Origin of the sequence: Arcanobacterium pluranimalium (genome assembly GCF_016907845.1) — a bacterium.
GTDB lineage: Bacteria > Actinomycetota > Actinomycetes > Actinomycetales > Actinomycetaceae > Arcanobacterium_A > Arcanobacterium_A pluranimalium.
Map to the genome: position 1 here is coordinate 600,243 of NZ_JAFBCS010000001.1, position 19,256 is coordinate 619,498.

The 19,256-nt window shown below is 53.5% G+C and carries 15 protein-coding genes, 1 tRNA gene and 3 pseudogenes; 14 read left to right on the forward strand and 5 right to left on the reverse strand.

What is annotated here, in order from left to right:
* Positions 1–116 precede the first annotated feature (116 nt).
* Both JOD55_RS02475 and JOD55_RS02480 read left to right on the forward strand, forming a co-directional pair.
* A complete protein-coding gene (locus tag JOD55_RS02475) occupies positions 117–4,808 on the forward strand; it encodes a hypothetical protein (protein ID WP_204398331.1) in 4,692 nt (1,563 codons plus the stop codon).
* Positions 4,786–5,052 carry a hypothetical protein gene (locus tag JOD55_RS02480; RefSeq protein ID WP_204398333.1) on the forward strand — a complete coding sequence of 89 codons (267 nt, stop codon included), beginning with the start codon at positions 4,786–4,788 and terminating at the stop codon, positions 5,050–5,052. Before JOD55_RS02475 ends, JOD55_RS02480 begins: the two co-directional genes overlap by 23 nt.
* Before the next feature lie 31 nt (positions 5,053–5,083).
* Here JOD55_RS02480 and mscL read toward each other — a convergent pair whose 3' ends face one another.
* The 3 genes from mscL to JOD55_RS02495 form a co-directional block, all read right to left on the reverse strand.
* A complete protein-coding gene (gene mscL, locus JOD55_RS02485; RefSeq protein ID WP_204398335.1) occupies positions 5,084–5,491 on the reverse strand; it encodes a large conductance mechanosensitive channel protein MscL in 408 nt (135 codons plus the stop codon).
* Between the two features lie 102 nt (positions 5,492–5,593).
* Positions 5,594–6,346 carry an SAF domain-containing protein gene (locus JOD55_RS02490; protein WP_204398337.1) on the reverse strand — a complete coding sequence of 251 codons (753 nt, stop codon included), beginning with the start codon at positions 6,344–6,346 and terminating at the stop codon, positions 5,594–5,596.
* Positions 6,347–6,652: 306 nt separating this feature from the next.
* A complete protein-coding gene (locus JOD55_RS02495; protein ID WP_204398339.1) occupies positions 6,653–7,282 on the reverse strand; it encodes a 5-formyltetrahydrofolate cyclo-ligase in 630 nt (209 codons plus the stop codon).
* 97 nt (positions 7,283–7,379) lie between these two features.
* Here JOD55_RS02495 and JOD55_RS02500 point away from each other — a divergent pair, with 97 nt between their 5' ends.
* From JOD55_RS02500 to JOD55_RS02510, 3 genes are all read left to right on the forward strand, one after another.
* The gene (locus JOD55_RS02500) at positions 7,380–8,591 is read left to right on the forward strand and encodes a molybdopterin molybdotransferase MoeA (RefSeq protein ID WP_204398341.1); all 1,212 of its coding nucleotides are present in this window, start codon (positions 7,380–7,382) and stop codon (positions 8,589–8,591) included.
* Positions 8,592–8,875: 284 nt separating this feature from the next.
* Positions 8,876–10,063 (forward strand): hypothetical protein, encoded by a 1,188-nt coding sequence (locus tag JOD55_RS02505; protein WP_204398343.1) that lies wholly within the window; start codon positions 8,876–8,878, stop codon positions 10,061–10,063.
* A 159-nt stretch (positions 10,064–10,222) separates the two neighbouring features.
* Positions 10,223–10,298 (forward strand) — tRNA-Ala (locus JOD55_RS02510).
* 225 nt (positions 10,299–10,523) lie between these two features.
* Here the strand turns inward: JOD55_RS02510 and JOD55_RS02515 are convergent.
* Both JOD55_RS02515 and JOD55_RS02520 read right to left on the reverse strand, forming a co-directional pair.
* Positions 10,524–11,162 (reverse strand): abortive infection family protein, encoded by a 639-nt coding sequence (locus JOD55_RS02515; RefSeq protein WP_204398345.1) that lies wholly within the window; start codon positions 11,160–11,162, stop codon positions 10,524–10,526.
* A gap of 38 nt (positions 11,163–11,200) precedes the next feature.
* Positions 11,201–11,584, reverse strand: coding sequence for a type I restriction enzyme endonuclease domain-containing protein (locus JOD55_RS02520; RefSeq protein ID WP_338022180.1), 384 nt, complete (start codon positions 11,582–11,584; stop codon positions 11,201–11,203).
* Here JOD55_RS02520 and JOD55_RS02525 point away from each other — a divergent pair.
* The 9 genes and pseudogenes from JOD55_RS02525 to JOD55_RS02565 form a co-directional block, all read left to right on the forward strand.
* Positions 11,565–11,856: pseudogene (locus JOD55_RS02525) on the forward strand (integrase core domain-containing protein); the annotation flags it as partial. The gene JOD55_RS02520 and the pseudogene JOD55_RS02525 sit on opposite strands and share 20 nt — an antisense overlap.
* 265 nt (positions 11,857–12,121) lie before the next feature.
* On the forward strand, positions 12,122–12,286 hold the full coding sequence (locus tag JOD55_RS02530) for a hypothetical protein (protein WP_204398353.1): 165 nt from the start codon (positions 12,122–12,124) through the stop codon (positions 12,284–12,286).
* A 2-nt stretch (positions 12,287–12,288) separates the two neighbouring features.
* Positions 12,289–13,416, forward strand: coding sequence for a polysulfide reductase NrfD family protein (locus JOD55_RS02535; RefSeq protein WP_204398362.1), 1,128 nt, complete (start codon positions 12,289–12,291; stop codon positions 13,414–13,416).
* Positions 13,409–15,751 carry a molybdopterin-containing oxidoreductase family protein gene (locus JOD55_RS02540; RefSeq protein WP_204398369.1) on the forward strand — a complete coding sequence of 781 codons (2,343 nt, stop codon included), beginning with the start codon at positions 13,409–13,411 and terminating at the stop codon, positions 15,749–15,751. Before JOD55_RS02535 ends, JOD55_RS02540 begins: the two co-directional genes overlap by 8 nt.
* Positions 15,752–15,764: 13 nt before the next feature.
* Complete coding sequence (locus JOD55_RS09390) at positions 15,765–16,373, forward strand: 4Fe-4S dicluster domain-containing protein (protein WP_239539063.1); 609 nt, start codon at positions 15,765–15,767, stop codon at positions 16,371–16,373.
* A gap of 25 nt (positions 16,374–16,398) precedes the next feature.
* Positions 16,399–17,112 carry a TorD/DmsD family molecular chaperone gene (locus tag JOD55_RS02550; RefSeq protein WP_204398373.1) on the forward strand — a complete coding sequence of 238 codons (714 nt, stop codon included), beginning with the start codon at positions 16,399–16,401 and terminating at the stop codon, positions 17,110–17,112.
* 273 nt (positions 17,113–17,385) lie between these two features.
* A pseudogene (locus tag JOD55_RS02555) lies at positions 17,386–17,783 on the forward strand (transposase); the annotation flags it as partial.
* 33 nt (positions 17,784–17,816) lie between these two features.
* Positions 17,817–18,050, forward strand: a pseudogene (locus JOD55_RS02560) (hypothetical protein); the annotation flags it as partial.
* 54 nt (positions 18,051–18,104) lie between these two features.
* Complete coding sequence (locus tag JOD55_RS02565) at positions 18,105–19,013, forward strand: recombinase family protein (RefSeq protein ID WP_239538941.1); 909 nt, start codon at positions 18,105–18,107, stop codon at positions 19,011–19,013.
* Positions 19,014–19,256: the final 243 nt, after the last annotated feature.

The following is a 19,256-nucleotide window of genomic DNA, read 5'->3' on the forward strand; positions in this document are numbered from 1 at the left end:
CTCTACTCAGACGGTCACCGCACAGCTCGTGTGCTAAGTTCCCTCATAGTGAATATTTCACTAAACTTTACGGCGCGCGTTTCCCGAATTCACTGGAAACAAAGTACGGTAAAAGTGTGAGTCCTTTCTTTCGTCGTAAGTCTAAAAAGCAAGATTCTGCACGTGAACGCGAAGTTGAGCCGAAAAATGCTCACGGAGCGCAAACCACAGCAGAGTCTGGAGCCGTTTTGCCTGATGGTGCAGCAGATGCACGCCAAGCAACTGACTCTGCCACCGCAGCTACTAAAACCACTGGCGACGCCGGCGTCGCCCGCAATTCTATCGCCTCTGAACGCGGGGCGAATGAAACTATATCTGGAAGAAATCAATCGCGCGACGAACTGATGAATATTGCTTGCACAACGTGGCGCGATGAACTTATCGCCAAAGTTCGCCAAGCGGACGAAGAGGTGGCAGGCGCTCGCGATACGGGTCAGATTAACATTACCCACGCTCATCCAACTGGATCGGCGAATTTGTACTCCAATATGGAAACGCGTCTTTCCAGTTTGATTCGTGAACCGCATGCGCTTGAGCGCGCAAAGAAAAGACTCGCACAGTTGCGGTTGATCTGCGCGAAAATAGAAGAAGAACATGGCTATGCGCCGATTTCTCTGAGCGTTGGCCGTGTGTCGTGGACGGAATTGCCCGAACCGGAAGAGACGCCCTCTGAGTGGACTGACGTTTACGAATTAACCGGAGAATTGCGTCTCGCACCGGGAGATATGCAGCGTGTGCTCGGTGAAAGCCACGCCGGCGCAGATGAAAAGGCAAATACCGAGACTCCTGAACCAACTGAGCCGCGAGTTGCTACGGAACGAAATTCTTCCGCATTGTTGCGGCGTATGCGGGTGCAGTTCTTGGCTGACGGCGATGCCAAGCTGCAGTTATCATCGCAAGTGCGTATCGATCCGGTGTTGGAAAAAGCCCTGCGTTCCAATGGAATACCTGCTGAGGATGTGGCGCAACTGCGGCAAATGGCCACCCACTCGCGCAATATCGATGAGATCATTGCTCGTCTGATTGAGCTTGGCCGGATTTACCTGCCAGGATTTTCCTACGAGGATCAGGCAGTAATTGGCTTTTTCACGAGTCCGGCGCAGACGATGCTTGCAGATTTTGAGGCTATGACTCCTTATCTTCGCAGCTCAGGCGTGATGGCTGCTGTGGCAGGGGACGCTGAGCGCCGTCGTCGTTCTTCGATACCGCTGCCTGCGGGGCTCGCAAGTGACCGTCTTCCGGAAGCTGAGCGTGGCGCTGGCGATCACGATGTGGCTGAGTTGGACGTTGTGGAAGCGGTGGCATCTGGGCGTTCATTAGTTATTGACGCTGCTCCTGGCACTGAACGCACTGGAATTATCGCTTCTATTGCTGCGGACGCGGCCGCTTCGGGCAAATCGCTCATTTATATTCCATCGCGGGCTTCTGCGGGGAAGAATCTGCGGGCTGAGCTGGAAAAAATTGGTTTGGGCGAGCTCGTCTTGGACTTTACAAATATTGAATCGGCACCGCTGCGATTGCGCACTGGTCTGCGGTTGAGCAAGCCCGAAATCGATGCGGACGCTCTGCTTGAACTGCGCGAAGAGCTTGTGGACGTGCGTGCGAAGCTGAGCGCGTTCGTCAACGATTTGCACGATGTGGACGCCGAATGGGGCGTTTCAGTTCACGATATGCTCGAAAAGCTCGCGCGGCTCACTGCTGGACCTGACGCTCCAAAAACGCGCGTGCGCTTGGGTGCCGAAGCGATCGAAGCTCTCAAAGGTGAGGGTTATGAAATGGTTGAGCGCGATTTGAATCGCGGCGCTGAGCTGGGGATTTTCGACGCCGTGATGGCTTCTTCGGCGTGGGCGAAGTCGCCGATTTCCGACGACGTCGAAGGTGCGCAAGCTCTCGAACGCGCCCGGCGTTTGTCCACGATCACAGTGCCTGCGACGATTTCGCAAGCGGCGCGTGCAGCAGGGGAGACTGGTCTGCGGCAGGCGAACAATTTGGCCGAGTGGTTTGAGCAAATTGGCGTGCTTGAGGGGATTTCGGAGAGTCTTGATACGTTCAAACCGCACGTATTTGAGACTTCGCCAATGGATATGGCTATTGCTACGGCTACGAAAGAGTGGCGTGAACGGCATGGTCATTCGATGAAAGCTGGGGAGCGGCGCGCTCTTAAGCGTGAAGCCGAGGCTTTAGTGCGTCCGGGCGTCACGCCACGCGATCTGCATTCGGCGCTGATGCTGGTGCAAGAGCGCCGCGAGATTTGGCGTAGGTATACGCACGACGGCGGTTGGCCAACTCTACCAGACGGTTTAACTCAGATCCGCAATACGCGGGATGAGGTGTGTGCTGAGCTTGAACTGCTATCTGACCAGGTGGGAGGACTAGATTTCTTCACTTTGCCATTTAGTGACCTGGAAGCACGGCTAAAAGAGCTGGTAGCAGACGCGCCGCATATGGATTCCTTGCCGGAGCGCAATGCGGTGACGCAAAGACTTATCGAACAAGGCTTTGCGCGCTTCCTTGAGGATTTGCGCAATCGCAGTGTGTCACCCGAGATGATCCATGCGGAGCTTGATCTTGCAAATACTTCTTCGATTTTCGAACGTTTGATTACGAAATCCGAAGTTCTGGCGGCTTTTGGCCCGCGAGATATTTCTAATCTCCTCGTGCGGCTGCGCGAGTTAGATTCGCAGCATGTGGCAGCTTTGGCTGGGCCGGTGCAGCTTGCCGCGATCAATGTGATGCGCGAAGTGGCACGTGCTCATCGCGACGACACGCTCAAACTCGACGCTGTGCTGGGTCAATACGATATTGGCGCACTTCGCGATGCGATTGCCACTTATGCGCGGCTCGTGCAGGTGGCGCGACCAGTGTGGATTGTGCCGCCGGTGTTGGTCGCCGATTATATTCCGCCGATGCCGTGGGCAGATGTGGTTATTGCCGATACGAATGATTCCGCCAGCGTGGCTAGCGTGGCATCTACAGTTTTGCGTGGTCGCCAGGCCGTTATCGTGGGCGATACGCGTCGTTCCTCGCTGTTGAATGGTTATGACGACGACGGCGTGCGGCTCGATGAGTCTCCAAGCGCGCGTGAGTCTTTGCTTCACGCAAGTGCTATTGATGCTTTTGCCCAGGTTTTGCCGGTCATTGAGCTACCGACGTGCCGAGTTCGGCAAGATGAGCTGTCCACACGCGCCTTGATGAGCCACGGATATGCGGATTTGTACCATCCAATCCCGGTTCGACCCAGTGCACGTGCGTCACGTCTGATTGTGGTTGATGGGCGTGGCGTGCCAAGTGCCGCAGGTGAGGGCGCAATTGAGGGAACGAAACTTGAGGTTGAGGCGGTGGTGGACGCCGTCGTCGAATACGCTTTGGATCAGAACCCGGATTCGATGGCAGTGATTACCGTTTCACCTGTTCATGCGCAGCGGATTCGGGACTCTTTGCAGGAGATGCGCACTTCGTCGATCGCGCTTGATCGTTTTATGAATCGTGGCGATACTGAACCGTTTAGTGTTGTTGATATTTCTCAAGCTAGCGGTATGCGTCGCGATCACATTATTTTCTCTCCTGGTTTTGGAAAGACTGTGCACGGGCGAGTTTTGCATTCGTTTGGCCAGCTCGCACAGCCGCAGGGGCTGATTGGCTTGGTGGATGCGATTGAGGCTCCTCGCTCGAGTATGACTGTGGTCAGTTCACTCGGGGCGGGCGATATTGATGTGTCGCGCGTTTCTACGCCGGGGCCGTTGCTGCTTGCTGACCTGCTCGAATATGCCAATGGCGACGTCGTCTCACAGGCGAGTGGCGAAGATGCTACGGATTCGCCGCTACTGGATGATCTCGCTGAGCGTTTGCGCGCTGCCGGGTGGGAAGCGCAGTTTAATTACGGTTTCGAGGGGTCTGTGCGGATTCCTCTGGTTGCTGGACACCATGATTTCCCTGGTACGTGGGCTGTTGCTGTTTTGCTCGACGACGACGATTACGTTGCGCAAGCCTCTTTGCGGCGTCGTGATCGCTACCGGATTGAGGCTTTTGAGAAACGGGGCTGGGATGTGTTCCAGACGTTCTCGACGTCGTTATTTATTGATCCAGTTGGGCAGGCTGATGCGATTATTGCCAAGTTGGAGAAGTTGCGTGGGAAGCCTGCTGATTCTCCTGTGAGTGTGCCGAATTTGCAAGAGACTTCGAACAGTCAGTGGATTGAGGTCTCTAGCGATGCTTCGGTGCAGGCAGATTTTGGTGCTGGTACGGGTGAGCTTGGCACGTTAGCTGGCGATACGCAATCGATCAAGAAGATTGTGGCTCCTGTGCCGCGCGGCCCAAGGCCGAGTGTGATTCCAGGATTGCAGCTCGCTGCCTATACCGATGATCAGCTTGATGAGATGGTTGAGTGGATCGCTTCAGACGGTCTGCCACGAACTGCGGATCAGCTGGTCAAAGCGATGCGTGATGAGTTGGCCTTGGCACGCCGAGGCGGCCAATACGATGCGGTGCTGCATAATGTAGTGCGGCGTTCTGGTTTGGCGGTCGCTGTTGTGGAGCAGACTGGTGCTGTGGAACAGGCCGATACTGTAGAGCACGTTGAAGACTCTAGCGTGCACAATGCTGATGAGAGCCGTTCAAACGTGGATGATTCGCACCGTGATGATTCGCATGGTGATGTCGAGTCTGAAACGCAAACTCAAGCTGTTGTGGGCGAATCCTCTGCTCAGCAAGCTGTTGACCATCTCGAAATTTCAGACGAACCGGATTATGAGCAAAACGAGCAAGCCTAAGCCTAAGCGCGTTGTGAGATTATCGCGCGTGGATCAAGAGCGCCTTTTGCGTGGAGAAATTTCCACTCCGGAAGAAGCTGTGCATATTCATGATGCTCCTCCGGTGCGTCCGGCGATGTCCACTCAACAGAATGGGAACCAAAATAGGGGCACACATGGCGGTGCGGGCCAAGCGAATACTTCGCTTAGCCCGCACGAGCGTGAGTTGCTAGAGAATCTTCCACCTCATTTCGGGAAGATTTAGCAGCTTAAAGAGTGTGTAACTAACCCTGTGCTCAGAGGTTGGTATTTGGACGATTGGCATTTTGTGCCAACAGATCGCGAATCTCAGTGAGCAGCGCTACGTCGTCAGCTGGGACGTCTTCCACAGCTGCTGGCTCTTCATCGCGCTTGCGGTTGAGTTTGTTCATTGGCGTAACCACGAAGAAGTAAATAGCAGCTGCAACGATGAGGAAGTTGATCAGAGCTGTAATCACGGTACCAGGCATAATCTGTGCACCATTGAGTGTGAAAGCACCAACTTGATCGAAGTTTGGTTTGCCGAAGATAGCAGCGATAAGTGGCATGAGCACCTTGTCGGTGAGTGCAACAACGATTGGGCTGAATGCTCCACCGATGATGACGCCTACTGCAAGATCAACGACGTTTCCGCGGCTAATAAATTCTTTGAAACCTTTGAGCATGAATGATCCTTTTCTTGTGTTGGGGAGAGAGCATCCTCCGAAAATTTTCGTGCTTAGTTAGTCCGAAATAGGGATGTTTTGCGATTGTGTTGATGCAAAAGATTATTTCGAGATGACTGCGCGAAGGGGTGTCTTTGCTCCTATTCCAATTACCAGCCTAGCTGCATCGTTCGGGATGGCGACCATGATGGTTGATTTGTTACTAAAGTCATTAAATAAACCTCCTGCGGATTTCGATTCATTCACGGTAGAGAGCACAACAGCATTTTTTACCAGCAATTCGGCGTCTAGATCTTTCGTGGTCTCCCGTGCAGGGGCGTATAGATCGATTCGGTTTCCGGCGCGCAGCATACCCAATGTGGCATCGTCGGCCAAAGTTACGGTAGTTACCACTGTGTTTGGTGGCGCATGCGTGGAAAATGACGAGTTCAGGAGTTGTTCTTTAATAATTGGCATGCCGCGAGGTAGTGGAGCCGCGATGACTTCATCATTAATTTCCGTCAGGTCTGATACTGCGTGCTCAGGCAGGAGTTTTTCAGGTAAATTCACTACTTCGACGTTGCTCGAACTGAGTGTATCGCCGGTGCTAAGGTCTGATTTTGCCACGGCAACGTGTGCCATCGCGACCGACGTTGATTCCAAAATCGACACCACGCTTTGAGATATAGCGGCAATGAGCAGGGCAAATGACACCCATCTCCAGCGCCATAACAGGGCGCGAATCGGCGATGCGCGCCCGATATTTCGCTCTTGCGATGATGCTCGCGCTGTGCGAGATCGAGATGAACGCAGCGTGCTGGATCGGGAAGTGAGAGCGCCAAAATTATCGTGTTTATGTCCAGTTCTTCTCTTCATAAAGTCACTATCGCAAAATAGCAAGAACGCTACGCGTGCTCGACGAAAACTGTGGATAACGGCGTCGTCGCAAGGAAATGTGGACAACTACTCCTGAGGAAGCATCCGAAACATTGAGCGCGCGTCCGAGACGCTTAGCCTAAGGCTAGGTGGGCATCATCGAATACCGCGGCAGACGATTGCTGCGCGATAAGTTACTGCTGCAAGATACTGTTACGACTGCGCGATACCGTTACAGCTCTGCGATGCGTTACCGCTGCAAGATACTGTTACGACTGTGCGATACCGTTACAGCTTTGCGATGCGTTACTGCTGCGCGGCCGCCGTCGCTACGATTTCCGCTGGTCGGAGCACATAAGGAATCGGTACATCGAGTTCCGTCTGCGGAATATGAGAATCGACCAGTTCCTCGGGGAAAACCATTGCGCCGACGAGCGTATGCTCGCCCTTTTCTTTGAGCGCGCGATCATACCAACCGCCGCCCTGGCCCAACCGTTCACCGGCACGAGACATCAACAATGCTGGTAAAACGATTGCGTCAACCTCGAGGAGGATGTCGTTATCAAATGCGGGCCCAGATGGCTCGGGAGGTCTGCCTGGCGCCATCTGCACCAGATCGTCCACACCCTTAAAATACCCCCAAGCGCGCGTTAAACCAGGCCCTAGCTTTGGAAGTAAAAGCGTTTTACCGGCGTCGGCAATCACTTTACACAACTCAAGCGTGGGCGGCTCGAAATGCGTCGAAACGAAGCCTGCCACAATTTTTCGATCGCCAATAAAGTCCAGTACTGTATCTTTCCAAAGGTCAGCAAGTTGTGCGCGCGCCTGATCTGAGCGCTGTTGACGGTGCTCGCGCACACAAGAACGCAGGAGGTCTTTGGCCTCTTCGTCCTCAAGATTTGAGATATCAGGAAGATCCAGAACTAAATTAGGCATGCGTCAATTATCCCACTTGTTGCCTCAGATAGGTACTATTACGCTGGAAGAGAGATGTAAGCTAAGTGTATTGGCGGGCTAAATCCAAAGGAGCATTATGAAAACGGTTGCTGAGCATCTAACTGAGTGTTTGGCGGTATCGAGCCCGCTACCTCCCTTCAATGTTGCCATCGACGGCGCAGTGGGGTGTATGCTCGCCCAGGATGTGCGCTCTTTAGTGGATGTTCCGCAAGCTGATTTGGCTGGTAGAGACGGTTATGCCGTGCGCGTCGAAGACGTTTACGGCGCTGGAGAAACTTCTCCGATTGTGTTGCCAGTGATTGAGGAAGTGCGTGCGGATTCTTTGGAAGCGTCCACGCTGGTAGCGGGAACAGCGGTGAAGATTTCTTCAGGTGCTCCCATGCCGCGAGAGGCGAACGCTGTGGTTCCTATTGAGGCTACCGACGGCGGTCGAGCTGAGGTCACGTTAAAAATATCCGTTGAGCACGGAGCTAATGTGCGCCCGCGCGCCGAAGATTTGGCTGCTGGTGAGGTTATTTTGAAAGAGGGCGTGCGTATTGGTTCACGCCAAGTGGCACTACTCGCTTCGGCAGGTCACGCAACGGTGCTGGTGAATCCGAAACCGCGCGTCGTCATCATGTCTATTGGCGATGAGCTGCAAGAACCGGGGCGTCCGGCGCGTCAAGGAAAAATTTATGACGCGAATTCGCATGCGCTCGCGATGGCAGTTTCCGACGCCGGTGGGGAAGTTTACCGAGTCGGGCAAGTTTCGGACGACAAGCGCGAGCTGCGCGAAATGATTGAGGATCAGCTTGTGCGTGCCGACATCATCATCACTACGGGAGGTCTTTCCTATGGTGGTGGCGACACGTTGAAAGAGGTGCTTTCGCCGCTTGGCTCGGTGCGTTTCGACAATATTGCGATGGCGCCAGGGCGTCAATTGGGCGTGGGGCGCCTGGGGGAGACGACGATTTTCTGCCTGCCGGGTTCGCCGGTTGCGGCGTTGACGAATTTCGAGGTGTTCATTCGCCCGGCTTTGCGTCAAATGGCTGGTCATACGCATATTCATCGGCGCTCAATCAAGGCGAGCGTGATTCGTGGTTGGGAGTCGCCGCTCGGTGTGGAGGAATTTGTGCGGGCGAAAGTGCTTGGCAACCCTACCCGTGGCTACCAGGTAGAGCCTACGGCTGAGCCAGGAAAGCCGCTGCTCACGGGATTGTCGGAAGCTAACTGCTTGGCGGTGGTACCGGCCTCGCAGCGCTCAGTGGCGGTTGGCGATACGCTTGACTGTATTGTGCTTGATCGGTGAATTGCGCTGACGCGCATTATGCCGGGTAGTTGGTGCATACTCAGTGTGTATGGGCACAGTGCGCATGAGACGTGGTGTGTTGGGATCGGACGTGAGTGTGCGTCGTCGGCCTTGTTGCTAGAAACGAACCGCGGTGTGTGGCGTCGTCGGCAAAGCTGCAAACGGCGTGACAGGTGTTAACGATGTTACTCATGTGACTGTGACCTGTCATTTCACATAAATTGACACACAACACACCCAGCTCAATGAACCACTGTTGTGGTTGAATTTAATACCGTAAGAGTGTGGGTGGAGATGGTATTGCAATTGCTTTAGTGATACTGCTCTTGCTGCTGTACGTATTGCCTGCTTTGTTCCGACGCCGAACGGTTTTGAACGAAGCGCCAATTGACGAAAAGTACGCACAAGAGCTACGTATCATCGAAGCTCGCACCCATAAAACTACAAGAACACACACCGAACGCGGAACAATTTTTACGACGGAGCGCAATATGGAACCTATTACGAGAGCAAAGGCGGCACGGCGGCCCAAGACTCTTGACGTGCGCGCCGTCGCCCGCAAGCGTGCGCAGGCAAAAGCGCGGATCGCCAAGCGCTATTCCTATCATGTTCGCGGCATGGTTGCCGGTACCGCTTTGGTAGGTTTGTCGGTTCTTTTCTGGATTTTGGTTGCAGCGGTTTCACTCTCGAGCGTTGTTGCAGGTATTTCGACGGCGGTGGGCGCGGTTTATCTTGGCGCATTGACGATGATGATCAATGTGTGGCAAAAGTACGACGCCGCAGACCGCGCCAAGGTTGCACATTACGATGCGATTTTGGCTGGTGCTGGAAGCGGCGAATTTGTTGCTCGGCAGGATCGTGCGGAGTTAGCCGACGCTGAGGTAGCTCGTGGCGACGCTGGTAAGCATGGTGACGTAGCTCGTGGCGAGGCTATGCTTAGTGGCGCGGCCGGTAAGCAGGCAAAAGGTATGTCTGTTGACCATGTTGTGCGCGTGGCAAATAAGCAGGCCATGCGGCGTGGAAATGCGGCGTCGAAGAATAATGACGCTGATGGCGTGGCATCTGAGGCGGGCGTGGTCGCGGACTCTGGATCGAACGTTGCGAAGGCTGGGGCTGGAAAGTCTGGGGTCGGAAAATCTGCAGCTGCGCGTGAACGTGCTGGCAGTGTGGTAGAAAATACGCAAAATGTCGAGGTTGGCGGCGAGGTGCGCAAGCAGGTAAGTGGCGCGTCAACGCCGGGTTACACCTTGAAACCGCGTATTCAAAAGCGGAAAGTTAAGCCGTTCGTTGCTCCGGAAAGTGCGGTAGCCGCTGTGCCATATCGCCCTGCAACTCTCGGCGAGCGACTTGGAGATGGTGCTGTTGAGGCCGCTCACGAGGCTCCGCAGATGACTGGTAACGAGGAATTGCGTCAAGACTTGCTCGGAAGCGGTGCGACGCTCGATAAATTGCTCGACCGTCGTCGTGCGTGAGGACTGTGAGCGCGCATCGGGTATGTATTGGTTGCTTGGCCGTCGTCGTGCGCAGACTCGCGTAGAGTAGGTGCGCGTACGTGCGTAGACTCGTCTAGAGTAGGTGCGTCCCGCTATTGTTTGTATTGGACGCAGGGCAGTGCTAATATCTTTACGTCCGGGGCATTGGCGCAGTTGGTAGCGCGTTTCGTTCGCAATGAAAAGGTCAGGGGTTCGAATCCCCTATGCTCCACCATTAGGACGCTCATTTTGATACAAAGTGAGCGTCCTTTTTGTTGGCTAGGTACGCAATGTTTCCCCTTGTGAGAGAGGTATTAAGGGCTCTCTTTAGGTTCAAGAAAGTCTGGGTCGTCCAGCCGGAGACTTACAAATTCTCGCGTTGGTATCTTGTCCTCTGCGAATCTTGTGATGCTGCTAAATAGTGTGCTTTCCGTTAAAAGGTTATTTAGCGCTGAAAAGTTCAAACTTGTGTTTCTCCAATCTGGTTTGTTGGTCTATTGGTTTCCTGAGCGAGTAGTTCTTTGTGGGTATCCCATAGGTATTGAACAAGTGCTAGAGATGTGCCCGCTGCTAGCCGGGCTTCTCGTTCATCTAAGCCAACGTAAGAAGCGGTTTTCCCATGGTCAGTGCCGTAATGGTTTCTAAGCTCTGCTAGCGATTTAGCTGCTGCAGCAAGACTTCCCAGCAACGATTTGAGAGTTCTAGCTGCCGGAGCGGTTTCTGGAACTTGGGATGGGTTCAGGTGAAGAAGTTCTGTTGCCCGCTTTACTAGTTTGGGTAAGTCGTCGTTTCGATTTAGCTCTTCTCCGTGTTGTTCAAGAATCGTGTTGCAGCAGGATTCGATGAGCTCTTTGGCTGTCCCGATTACCAGCGTCGGATTCGTGGTGATATTGCTCGTCAGGATTTGCTGTTGCTGAGACAGGTATTCGCTGGTGAAGCCGACCTTTTTAGGGTCAACTACCTGAAATCCTGCTGGCACAGGAGAAGCTTTCAACTCCTCGAGTTGACGTTTGCATCTAGAAGCTAATTCAAGATCGGCTTCACTAGCGTCATGCGCGGCTACTCGATCCCATTCTCTCATCAAGGCATTGAGCAGCATGATCGAATCCCGTCGAGGTGCCTTTTCAAGGTAGCTCGTCAGTGACTTTCCCTTCGAGGCGCATATTTCTCTGTCTCGGCGGTGATGAGAGTCCGGTTGGTATAGCGATTGACTGCCTCTGACAGAAGTTTGGAGAACTTTCGTGATTGAACGAGGTTGGTTCTGTTCAGTGTCTTGATCTGATCGTTGAGTAAACGGCGCAGCAAACCCATCTGTAGGTTCGGCTTGTCCGTGTCTTTAAGCGAGTCCAGAAAATCGTCTGACAGCAGGGAAAGCTCTGGCGTGTCCATTCCTGCTGTCTGATAAACATCGATAACTTGGTCAGCAGTCACCGCTTCGTTGACTAGTTGACCCAGCACCGAGTCAATATTGCTGCCGCCTTGCTGTGAAGTACCCGAATCCCTGTCGTTGAAGTACTCCACGGCATTGGCGCAATCTGGGATCCGACCGAGTGTGGGAACAGTTGGCGATTCTTATGACAACGCTCTGGCTGAAACCGTCAACGGGCCCTACAAGGCCGAACTCATCCACGCGCAAGGCCCGTGGACATCAGTAGGAGAAGTTGAACTGGCCACCTTGCGGTGGGTTCACTGGTGGAATACTGAAGCGTCTTCATCAAGCATTGGACTACGCCACCCCACAAGAAGTAGAAACCGAGTACTATCTCACCGAGCCCATCAACACAGGGTCGTAAAAGACGCGGAACTAAACCCAGGACGCTTCACATCGTGGCCCTAGAACCCCTCCTACACATCCTCAATCGACCCATTATGCCGAAATACAACAGCGAATTCTTGCGTAATGACCAACAGTTTTATTTGATTGCCCACGCGGAAACGAGTAAATTCTTGAACTAACTGAAGCACGTCTAGTAGCAGATGCATGGAGATATTTGCCATTCTGATGTGGGCGTTGATTATTCAATAGTTGAGCGCTAAAACAACGAAGGAGTTGATACTATGCGCGTGGTATCCGATGACAAATTCGGGCGAGCAATTCGCTCTGTCCGGCTAGCCTTGGTGGCTTCGTTAACTTTGGGATTAGCTTCAATCGTCTGGTTCGTCGTGCCACAAATGAAGCCAGCCGGATCGGCGAACCGACTTGACGTGCAGAAGGAGCAGTAAAGGTGAGCGCGCACATTCCAGGCTTGGTTCGTTGGGGTAAGTCCGTCGTAGCCACAGCAATGCACGGCATCGCAGCATGGCCGACTTCAGCTGCAGAAAGCATCGTGCGTGGCGCATTGCGTCTAGTACCTGAATCCGAAGCAAATTCTTTCGACGCGAAAAACCGTGAACCTTACTTGGACAGCAGGCCCACAACCAAACAAGCCCTGGCTGCCCCCCAGTCTCGCTTCGTCGACGCCGAAGAAATATCGTGGCTCGAATCGAACCGCCACGAACTTCCGTACCGACGAGACAAGCTTTGGGCTGTCCCGCAGATGTGGTGGGAAATGACCTTCGGCGAAGTTGGCTCGGGAACCTATTTAGCTGGAGCAGCCGTAGGCAACACGGCCTCAATGGCTACCGGTTGGGCAGTATCAACCATTTGTAAAGGCATCTTGCTGTGGGCTGACTTGGGCAGGCCGGACCGAGTCTTCCGCGTCTTCGCTAAGCCGAATAGCTCGTGGATCTCACGAGGAGCTCTCGCGTACGTTGGATTTACGGTCGCTGGCGGACTCTCTCTCCTCCCAGTAGCTAAGCCCGTCCGGACCAGCGCGAAAGTTATCGCTAGTGTCTGCGCTACCGTGCTTGGCACATACGATGGTCTTTTCTTGCAGCGCGCAAAGGGTGTGGCGTCCTGGACAGACTCCTCGATTCCTGCACTTTTCGCTGTCAACGGTATGGCAGCGGGCGTCCACGTTGCCAACGCTTTGGTAACTGACAAACGAGTCAACGTGGCTAGTTCGATCGCAACGGTGGCCGGAACCGGTCTAGGTGTTCTCTACGCACGCCGCCTTACTGAAGGCTCGACCGCTCAACGCTTATCTGCGCGTGACCTCCTTGAAGGCATCCAACAAGATCGGTTTGTCGGACTTGGTCTGGGCCTGGGTGGCGTAGGTGCCGCTGCGATGGCTCTGATCCCATCGCGCTGGTCACGTTCAGTTGCAAGCGGTTTCGCCGTCCTGGGCGTCGCAGGTATTCGTCGCGCAATTCTCGAAGCAGGCATCCACGCACCAGTTATTGATCCGCCTCGCGGCAACATAAATCCGATTGACCACGTGGAAGTTTCGAAGGGAGTGTCGTCCAATGAGTGAGCGGAGTTTCCTCACTGGAGAGCGACCAAATAAATTCACCGTCAAGACAATCGCTCACGAAGGCGAAACAACACACTACTGCGTGTGTCAGCCAAACTGTTTTTCATACTGCCCTCATACGGTGACTGTTCGCGATGGGCGCGTTGTACAGACGACCCTCGCCCCCATGCCAGATGAAAGGTATAACCGAATTTGTCTGCGTGGCCTGTCCAGCCTGCAGCGAATTTACGATCCACGACGTATTCATTATCCGATGAAGCGAGTCGGTAAACGTGGTGGAGGAAAGTGGCAGCGAATCAGCTGGGACGAAGCCATCACGATGATTACCGATAATTGGAAAGAAAACATCGCCAAGTACGGTCCCGATTCGATCGTATTCCATGTCGGTTCAGGCCGACTGACCAGCTACCACGGAGCTGCTCACGGAGCCATGCGCCGCCTCGGCAATCTGCTAGGTGTTACGGAAGTGCCGATTGCTGTTGATATGGCCGTCTCTGAGGGCATGAAAGAAGTCATCGGGTGGAATGGCCCATGGCCAGGAAACGGACCGGAAGACCTTCTCAACGCTAATACAATCATCGTTTTGGGTCTGAACTCCACGGAATCACAGATCAACTATCACCACTGGTTCTTAGATGCTAAAGAAAAAGGCGCTAAGCTCATCGTCATCGATCCTGTGTTCACGCACATTGCAGCTCAAGCGGATCAATACATCCCTATCCGCCCTGCGTCTGACGCAGCACTGATGCTTGGCCTTATGCATTGCATCTTGCGCGACAACAAGCAGAACGATGAGTTTATGCGTACCAAGACGGTCGCTCCGTACCTCGTGCGTGATGATACAGGCTTGTTCTTGCGAATGTCTGACCTTGGTCACGACGACGACAATCGTGCAGTGGTGATGGATGAAGACGGTAACTTTGGAACTGTCGACGACATCGAAAAGCCTGTCTTGGAAGGACGCTTTGAGGTCGAAGGTATTTCATGCGCCGTAGCGGGGCAGCTCATTCGGGATCGCGCTGCAGAGTACACGCCTGAGCGTGTTGAAGAACTCACCGATATTCCAACCGATGTGCTCGAAGAACTAGCTGCACGCATGATGGAAGGTCCAACAACTATTCGATGCGGCTGGGGCGGGCAAGCATACAACAACGGACACATGGTCGGTAAAGCCATGATGGGCCTGGCGGGTATCACCGGCTACATCGGAGCACCGGGCGCGGATATGGGCGCAGCAAGTGTCAACTTCACCGGATTCAATTGGGCTTACGAAGCACCAACCGGGCGAAACATGCGCATGATTCCATCGCTCATGTTCCCCGAGGCGATGCGCACCGGTAAATACAACGGTGAGGAAAGAACGTTCAAGTCAATGTACGTTCTTCAAACCAATACGGCGAGTCAGCATCAGGACCGCAACGCCTTCGTGCGCGATGTCTTTGACAAAATGGAGTTCATCGTCACCGCTGACCTCGAAATGACGGACACAGCGCGACTCTCAGATTTGGTTCTTCCAGCCGCGCACTTCTACGAGGTCGACGAGTTCATCCAGGCTTCTGCCTCGCATCCGTTCATTCAGTTCGCTGAAAAAGCAATCGATCCAGTTTTCGAAGCTAAGGGCGACGCACATATTGCTCGACTCCTCGGAAATGCGATGGGTCTGGGCGAGTACTTTAACAAGTCTGACGACGAGTACTTTGAGGAGATTCTCGATACTGACACGTGTCGCAAACTCGGTGTAACTCTTGAGACTCTCAAGCAAAAGCACGCAATTAGAGTATTCCCCGAACCATGGCTTGACTATGGCGGAAAACAAGCATTCCCAACGCCTGACAAGCGCATGCAAACGTATACCGAAAAGCCGCAACCTCTCTATAACTACGGCCAAGATATTCCAGTTGAACGTGAGCATCTGCCGATGTTCTACGAGCCTACTGAGGCATGGCCAGGCACGGAAGCACAAAAGAAGTATCCGCTGATTCTGCTGTCGGAACGTCCACGCTACCGCGTACATTCTCAGTGGGCCGAGGTAAAGTGGCTGCGCGAACTGGATCCTGAGCCCATTATCAAGGTGAATGCTAAGGACGCTGAGGAGAGAGGACTACAAAATCGCGATCTGGTAGAGCTCTACAACGATCGTGGTCACGCTGTAGCTCGTCTTATTATTGATAATTCGCTTATGCCAGGCGTAATCAAATATCCGAAGGGCTGGCAGAAGCATCAGCACGTAGCTGGCGTCTTCTCAGAGCTAAATTCGATGGCGTCCGACCCGATGGGCGTCAATCAGAGTTTCTTTGATGCAACCTGCGAGATGCGCAAATGGGAGGAGAACTAAAATGCGCTTAGGTATGCTCATCGATACGACTAGGTGCATCGGCTGTGACACCTGCGCCCTAGCCTGCAAGACGGAAAACAATCTCCCTGACGGCGTCTGGTGGAATCGTGTCTGGACTGTCGGAGGAGCCGAAAGAGATACTCCAGGTGGCGAGTTCCCGAATAATTTCCTCACCTTTTTGACGGTCGCTTGCCAGCACTGCGATAATCCGCCATGCGTACCCGTGTGCCCAACCGGCGCTACGTATAAGCGAGACGAAGACGGCGTCGTTCTTGTTGACTACGATAAGTGCATCGGTTGCGGCGCGTGCGTCGAGGCATGCCCTTACGACGGCGTACGCAAGCGTAACGACGACGATCTCGAGTACTCCACCGGATTCCAAGTTGGTCATATCAACGTCCAACAGGCAGAACCCGCAACGGTTTCGAAGTGCACATTCTGTACACAGCGCTTGGACGAGGGCCGGTTGCCAGCTTGCATCGAAGTTTGTCCTACACGCGCCCGCTTCTTCGGTGATCTAGACGATCCGGAATCCGAGGTCTCTCGGATTCTTCAGGAGCGTGATTCCTTCACGCTCCACCCTGAGGCAGGCACCAAGCCATCAGTTCATTTCTTGAAGTGATTGAGAGTAAGAATAAGACATTTCTATGATTGCGCACGCTACAACTGACAAGAATCTGAACGCTATTGAAGATCTGTCAACGTTGCTGTCAATCGGCTGGGATATCCCCACTGAGAAGCTCGCTTCGGGCATCATCAGTGGGGACTTCACGGCCGACTTGGTGGCATGTTTCAAAGAGCTCTCAGCGCCGGCATCTTTGAAAAAGCATATCGACGCTTTGGTGAAAGCCCGCCGAGAGAGTACCCAATCTCTGCAGGAACTATACGATTGTCTTCGTACCGACCATACGATGATGTTTGATTTTCCGCAGAATAACGGAACATGGCCATATGAGTCGCAACAGCGCGATCAAGATAGCAATCGTCGTTCAGTTCCGTTCTTCATCAGTCGTTCAGCGGTCGCTGTCAAAGACCTATTCGATGAAGCTGGTGTGACTCTGCCAGCTCACGAGCCGCCAGACCATATTGCCCGTGAGTTTGAATTCATCGCATTTTGTGCTCATCACGAGCGCAGTGGCTCAGATAAGCAGAGCACGTGGTCTAGCCTTCGCAAATCAATGGGTGCTGAGCATTTGCGGAAGTGGGTTGATCAGTGGAGCCAGAAAGTAGTTGCGAACGCTGATACGGATTACTATCGAATTTTCGCAGGTCTCACTTCAGAAATCGTCGAGTCGAATATTCTGTGGAAAGACGCGCAAACATCCTTATTGGCTCGAAAGCTACCCATCTTTCCGCTGTAAAAGCTTTCGGAGCCGACTCACCATCGGCTCCGAAAGCACGAGATAAGTGGTGTTTTTGAGTGACCAGAATTGAGTTTTGATTCTCATGAGCTCCTCTTTGAGATTTAGGCGTTGCGCTGCTGTGCTCCTCGGAACCGCAGCAGCGCTAACGTCATGCAGTTCTTCGTCGCCTGCCACCCCTCCCGGCACCACGGACCGCGATAAAGAGCAAATCATCGTTTATGAAGCGTCCTGAGTTTAGTTCCTACCTCATCTAAGGAAGGATTGAACATTATGCCCAAGAAGTATTCTGTCGAGTTCAAGGAGAAGGCGGTCCATCAGATCGTTGAAATGGTTCGCCTGGAATCGTGCTCGTTGCAACACGCATATAAGGAAGTCGGAGAACTCCTCGGGGTATCCCACCACACGTTGCGCGCCTGGTACCACGATAGCGTCTTAACTCGTGATGCAGCCGAGCCAGCAGGCGGCGAATCAATGGAAGAAGAACTCAAGCGGCTACATCGGGAAAACCGCGAGCTGAAGCGAGCCAATGGAATTCTTAAGACCGCATCGGCTTTTTTCGCGGCGGAACCGGGTCGACCCACGACCAGATGATCTCCTACATCGACGCTTACAAGGAGCAGTTTGGGGTCGAGGCCATCTGCCGCGTTTTTTCACGGACAGATCGTGGTGAATACGGCAACGGAGACGAACGCAAACGCCGCCTCGGAGCCAACTATGCGGCCGTCCAAGCACGAGTCAACCAAAAACTCGGTGCCACACCCCGCACACCAGCACCAGCACCTGCTGTCAATATTGACGCTTTGGCTGATGCGGTGATCCGTGGCGAGTACGGCAACGGTGAAGCACGACAGGTTCTGGTTGCCGTCCTCGATAAGACTCAGGCGGTAACAGGGGCATTGTTGCTGCGGGTTCGACTTGATAAACACCGGGTTTAGAGCGTGTATGGATACAACACAAAACCGCGAGAAAAGCGACAAAAGGAGGCCCAGTTGGAAGAAAAGAATCTTCGTGTCATTCCTGCCAAACCTGTGCGCCCGGCAAAGCGAAAAGTCGCGGCCTACGCGCGCGTGTCCACCGAGCAGGAACGCCAGCTTTCGTCTATCGCCGCGCAGGTGTCGCATTATTCAAGACTGATTCAAACAACACCCGGCTGGGACTATGCGGGTGTATTCATTGATGAAGGCATTACCGGCACTTCCACTAAAAACCGTGACGGGTTCAATAACCTCATGACAGCCGCCCGTGAAGGCCACATCGATCTCATCCTTACCAAATCGATCTCCCGGTTTGCTCGCAACACCCTCGATCTACTTGAAGCCGTACGTGAACTGAAATCCCTAGGTGTAGCCGTCAGATTCGAACGGGAAAACATCGACACCGCCACAGCTGACGGTGAACTGCTTTTAACCTTACTGGCGTCTTTTGCGCAAGAAGAATCTCGATCCACGTCGATAAACGTGAAATGGGGAATCAGGAAGAAATACGCCCACGGTGGTCTACACTCGCGCCAACCCTACGGATACCGCTATCACAACGGTGAACTACACATCGTGGAGCACGAAGCTGCCGTGGTCAAACGCGTATTCGATGGTTACCTGGCAGGTGTGTCACCAGAGGCCATCGCCACTCAACTTAATGCTGAAGGTGTCCAATCCCGGCGAGGTGAAAAATTCCATAGCGGGTGGTTACGGGCAATGCTGGAAAACGAAACCTATACGGGCTCGGTGATACTGCAAAAACAATACCGGGCAACGATTGCAGATGCGTACTGTCAAACCAACACAGGCCAGTTACCTCGCTATCTAGTTACCGATTCACACCCTGCGATAATCGATCCTGGCACAACCTGCAGCTCAGCAGTATGTATGGTCGGCCTCGGGAGCCGTGGTACGGCGTAGAGCGTTGGCCTTAGCGATGATTCAGTGTGCTTTTTGGGGCATCTACGCAAACATCTCCACATATATCGAGATGTTGCAAAAATCGCCCCAAAATTCGACGCTCCATCTCCAAAGCACACGCACATCGGTGCAAACTCCCCGGAAAAATGTCGGGATTATTCCTATTTGCCCCGCTTCCTCCTAAGCTGAATGTTTAGTATTCGGTACTCAAATTCAGGTACTTGTGCGCAAAGCTCACCTGCG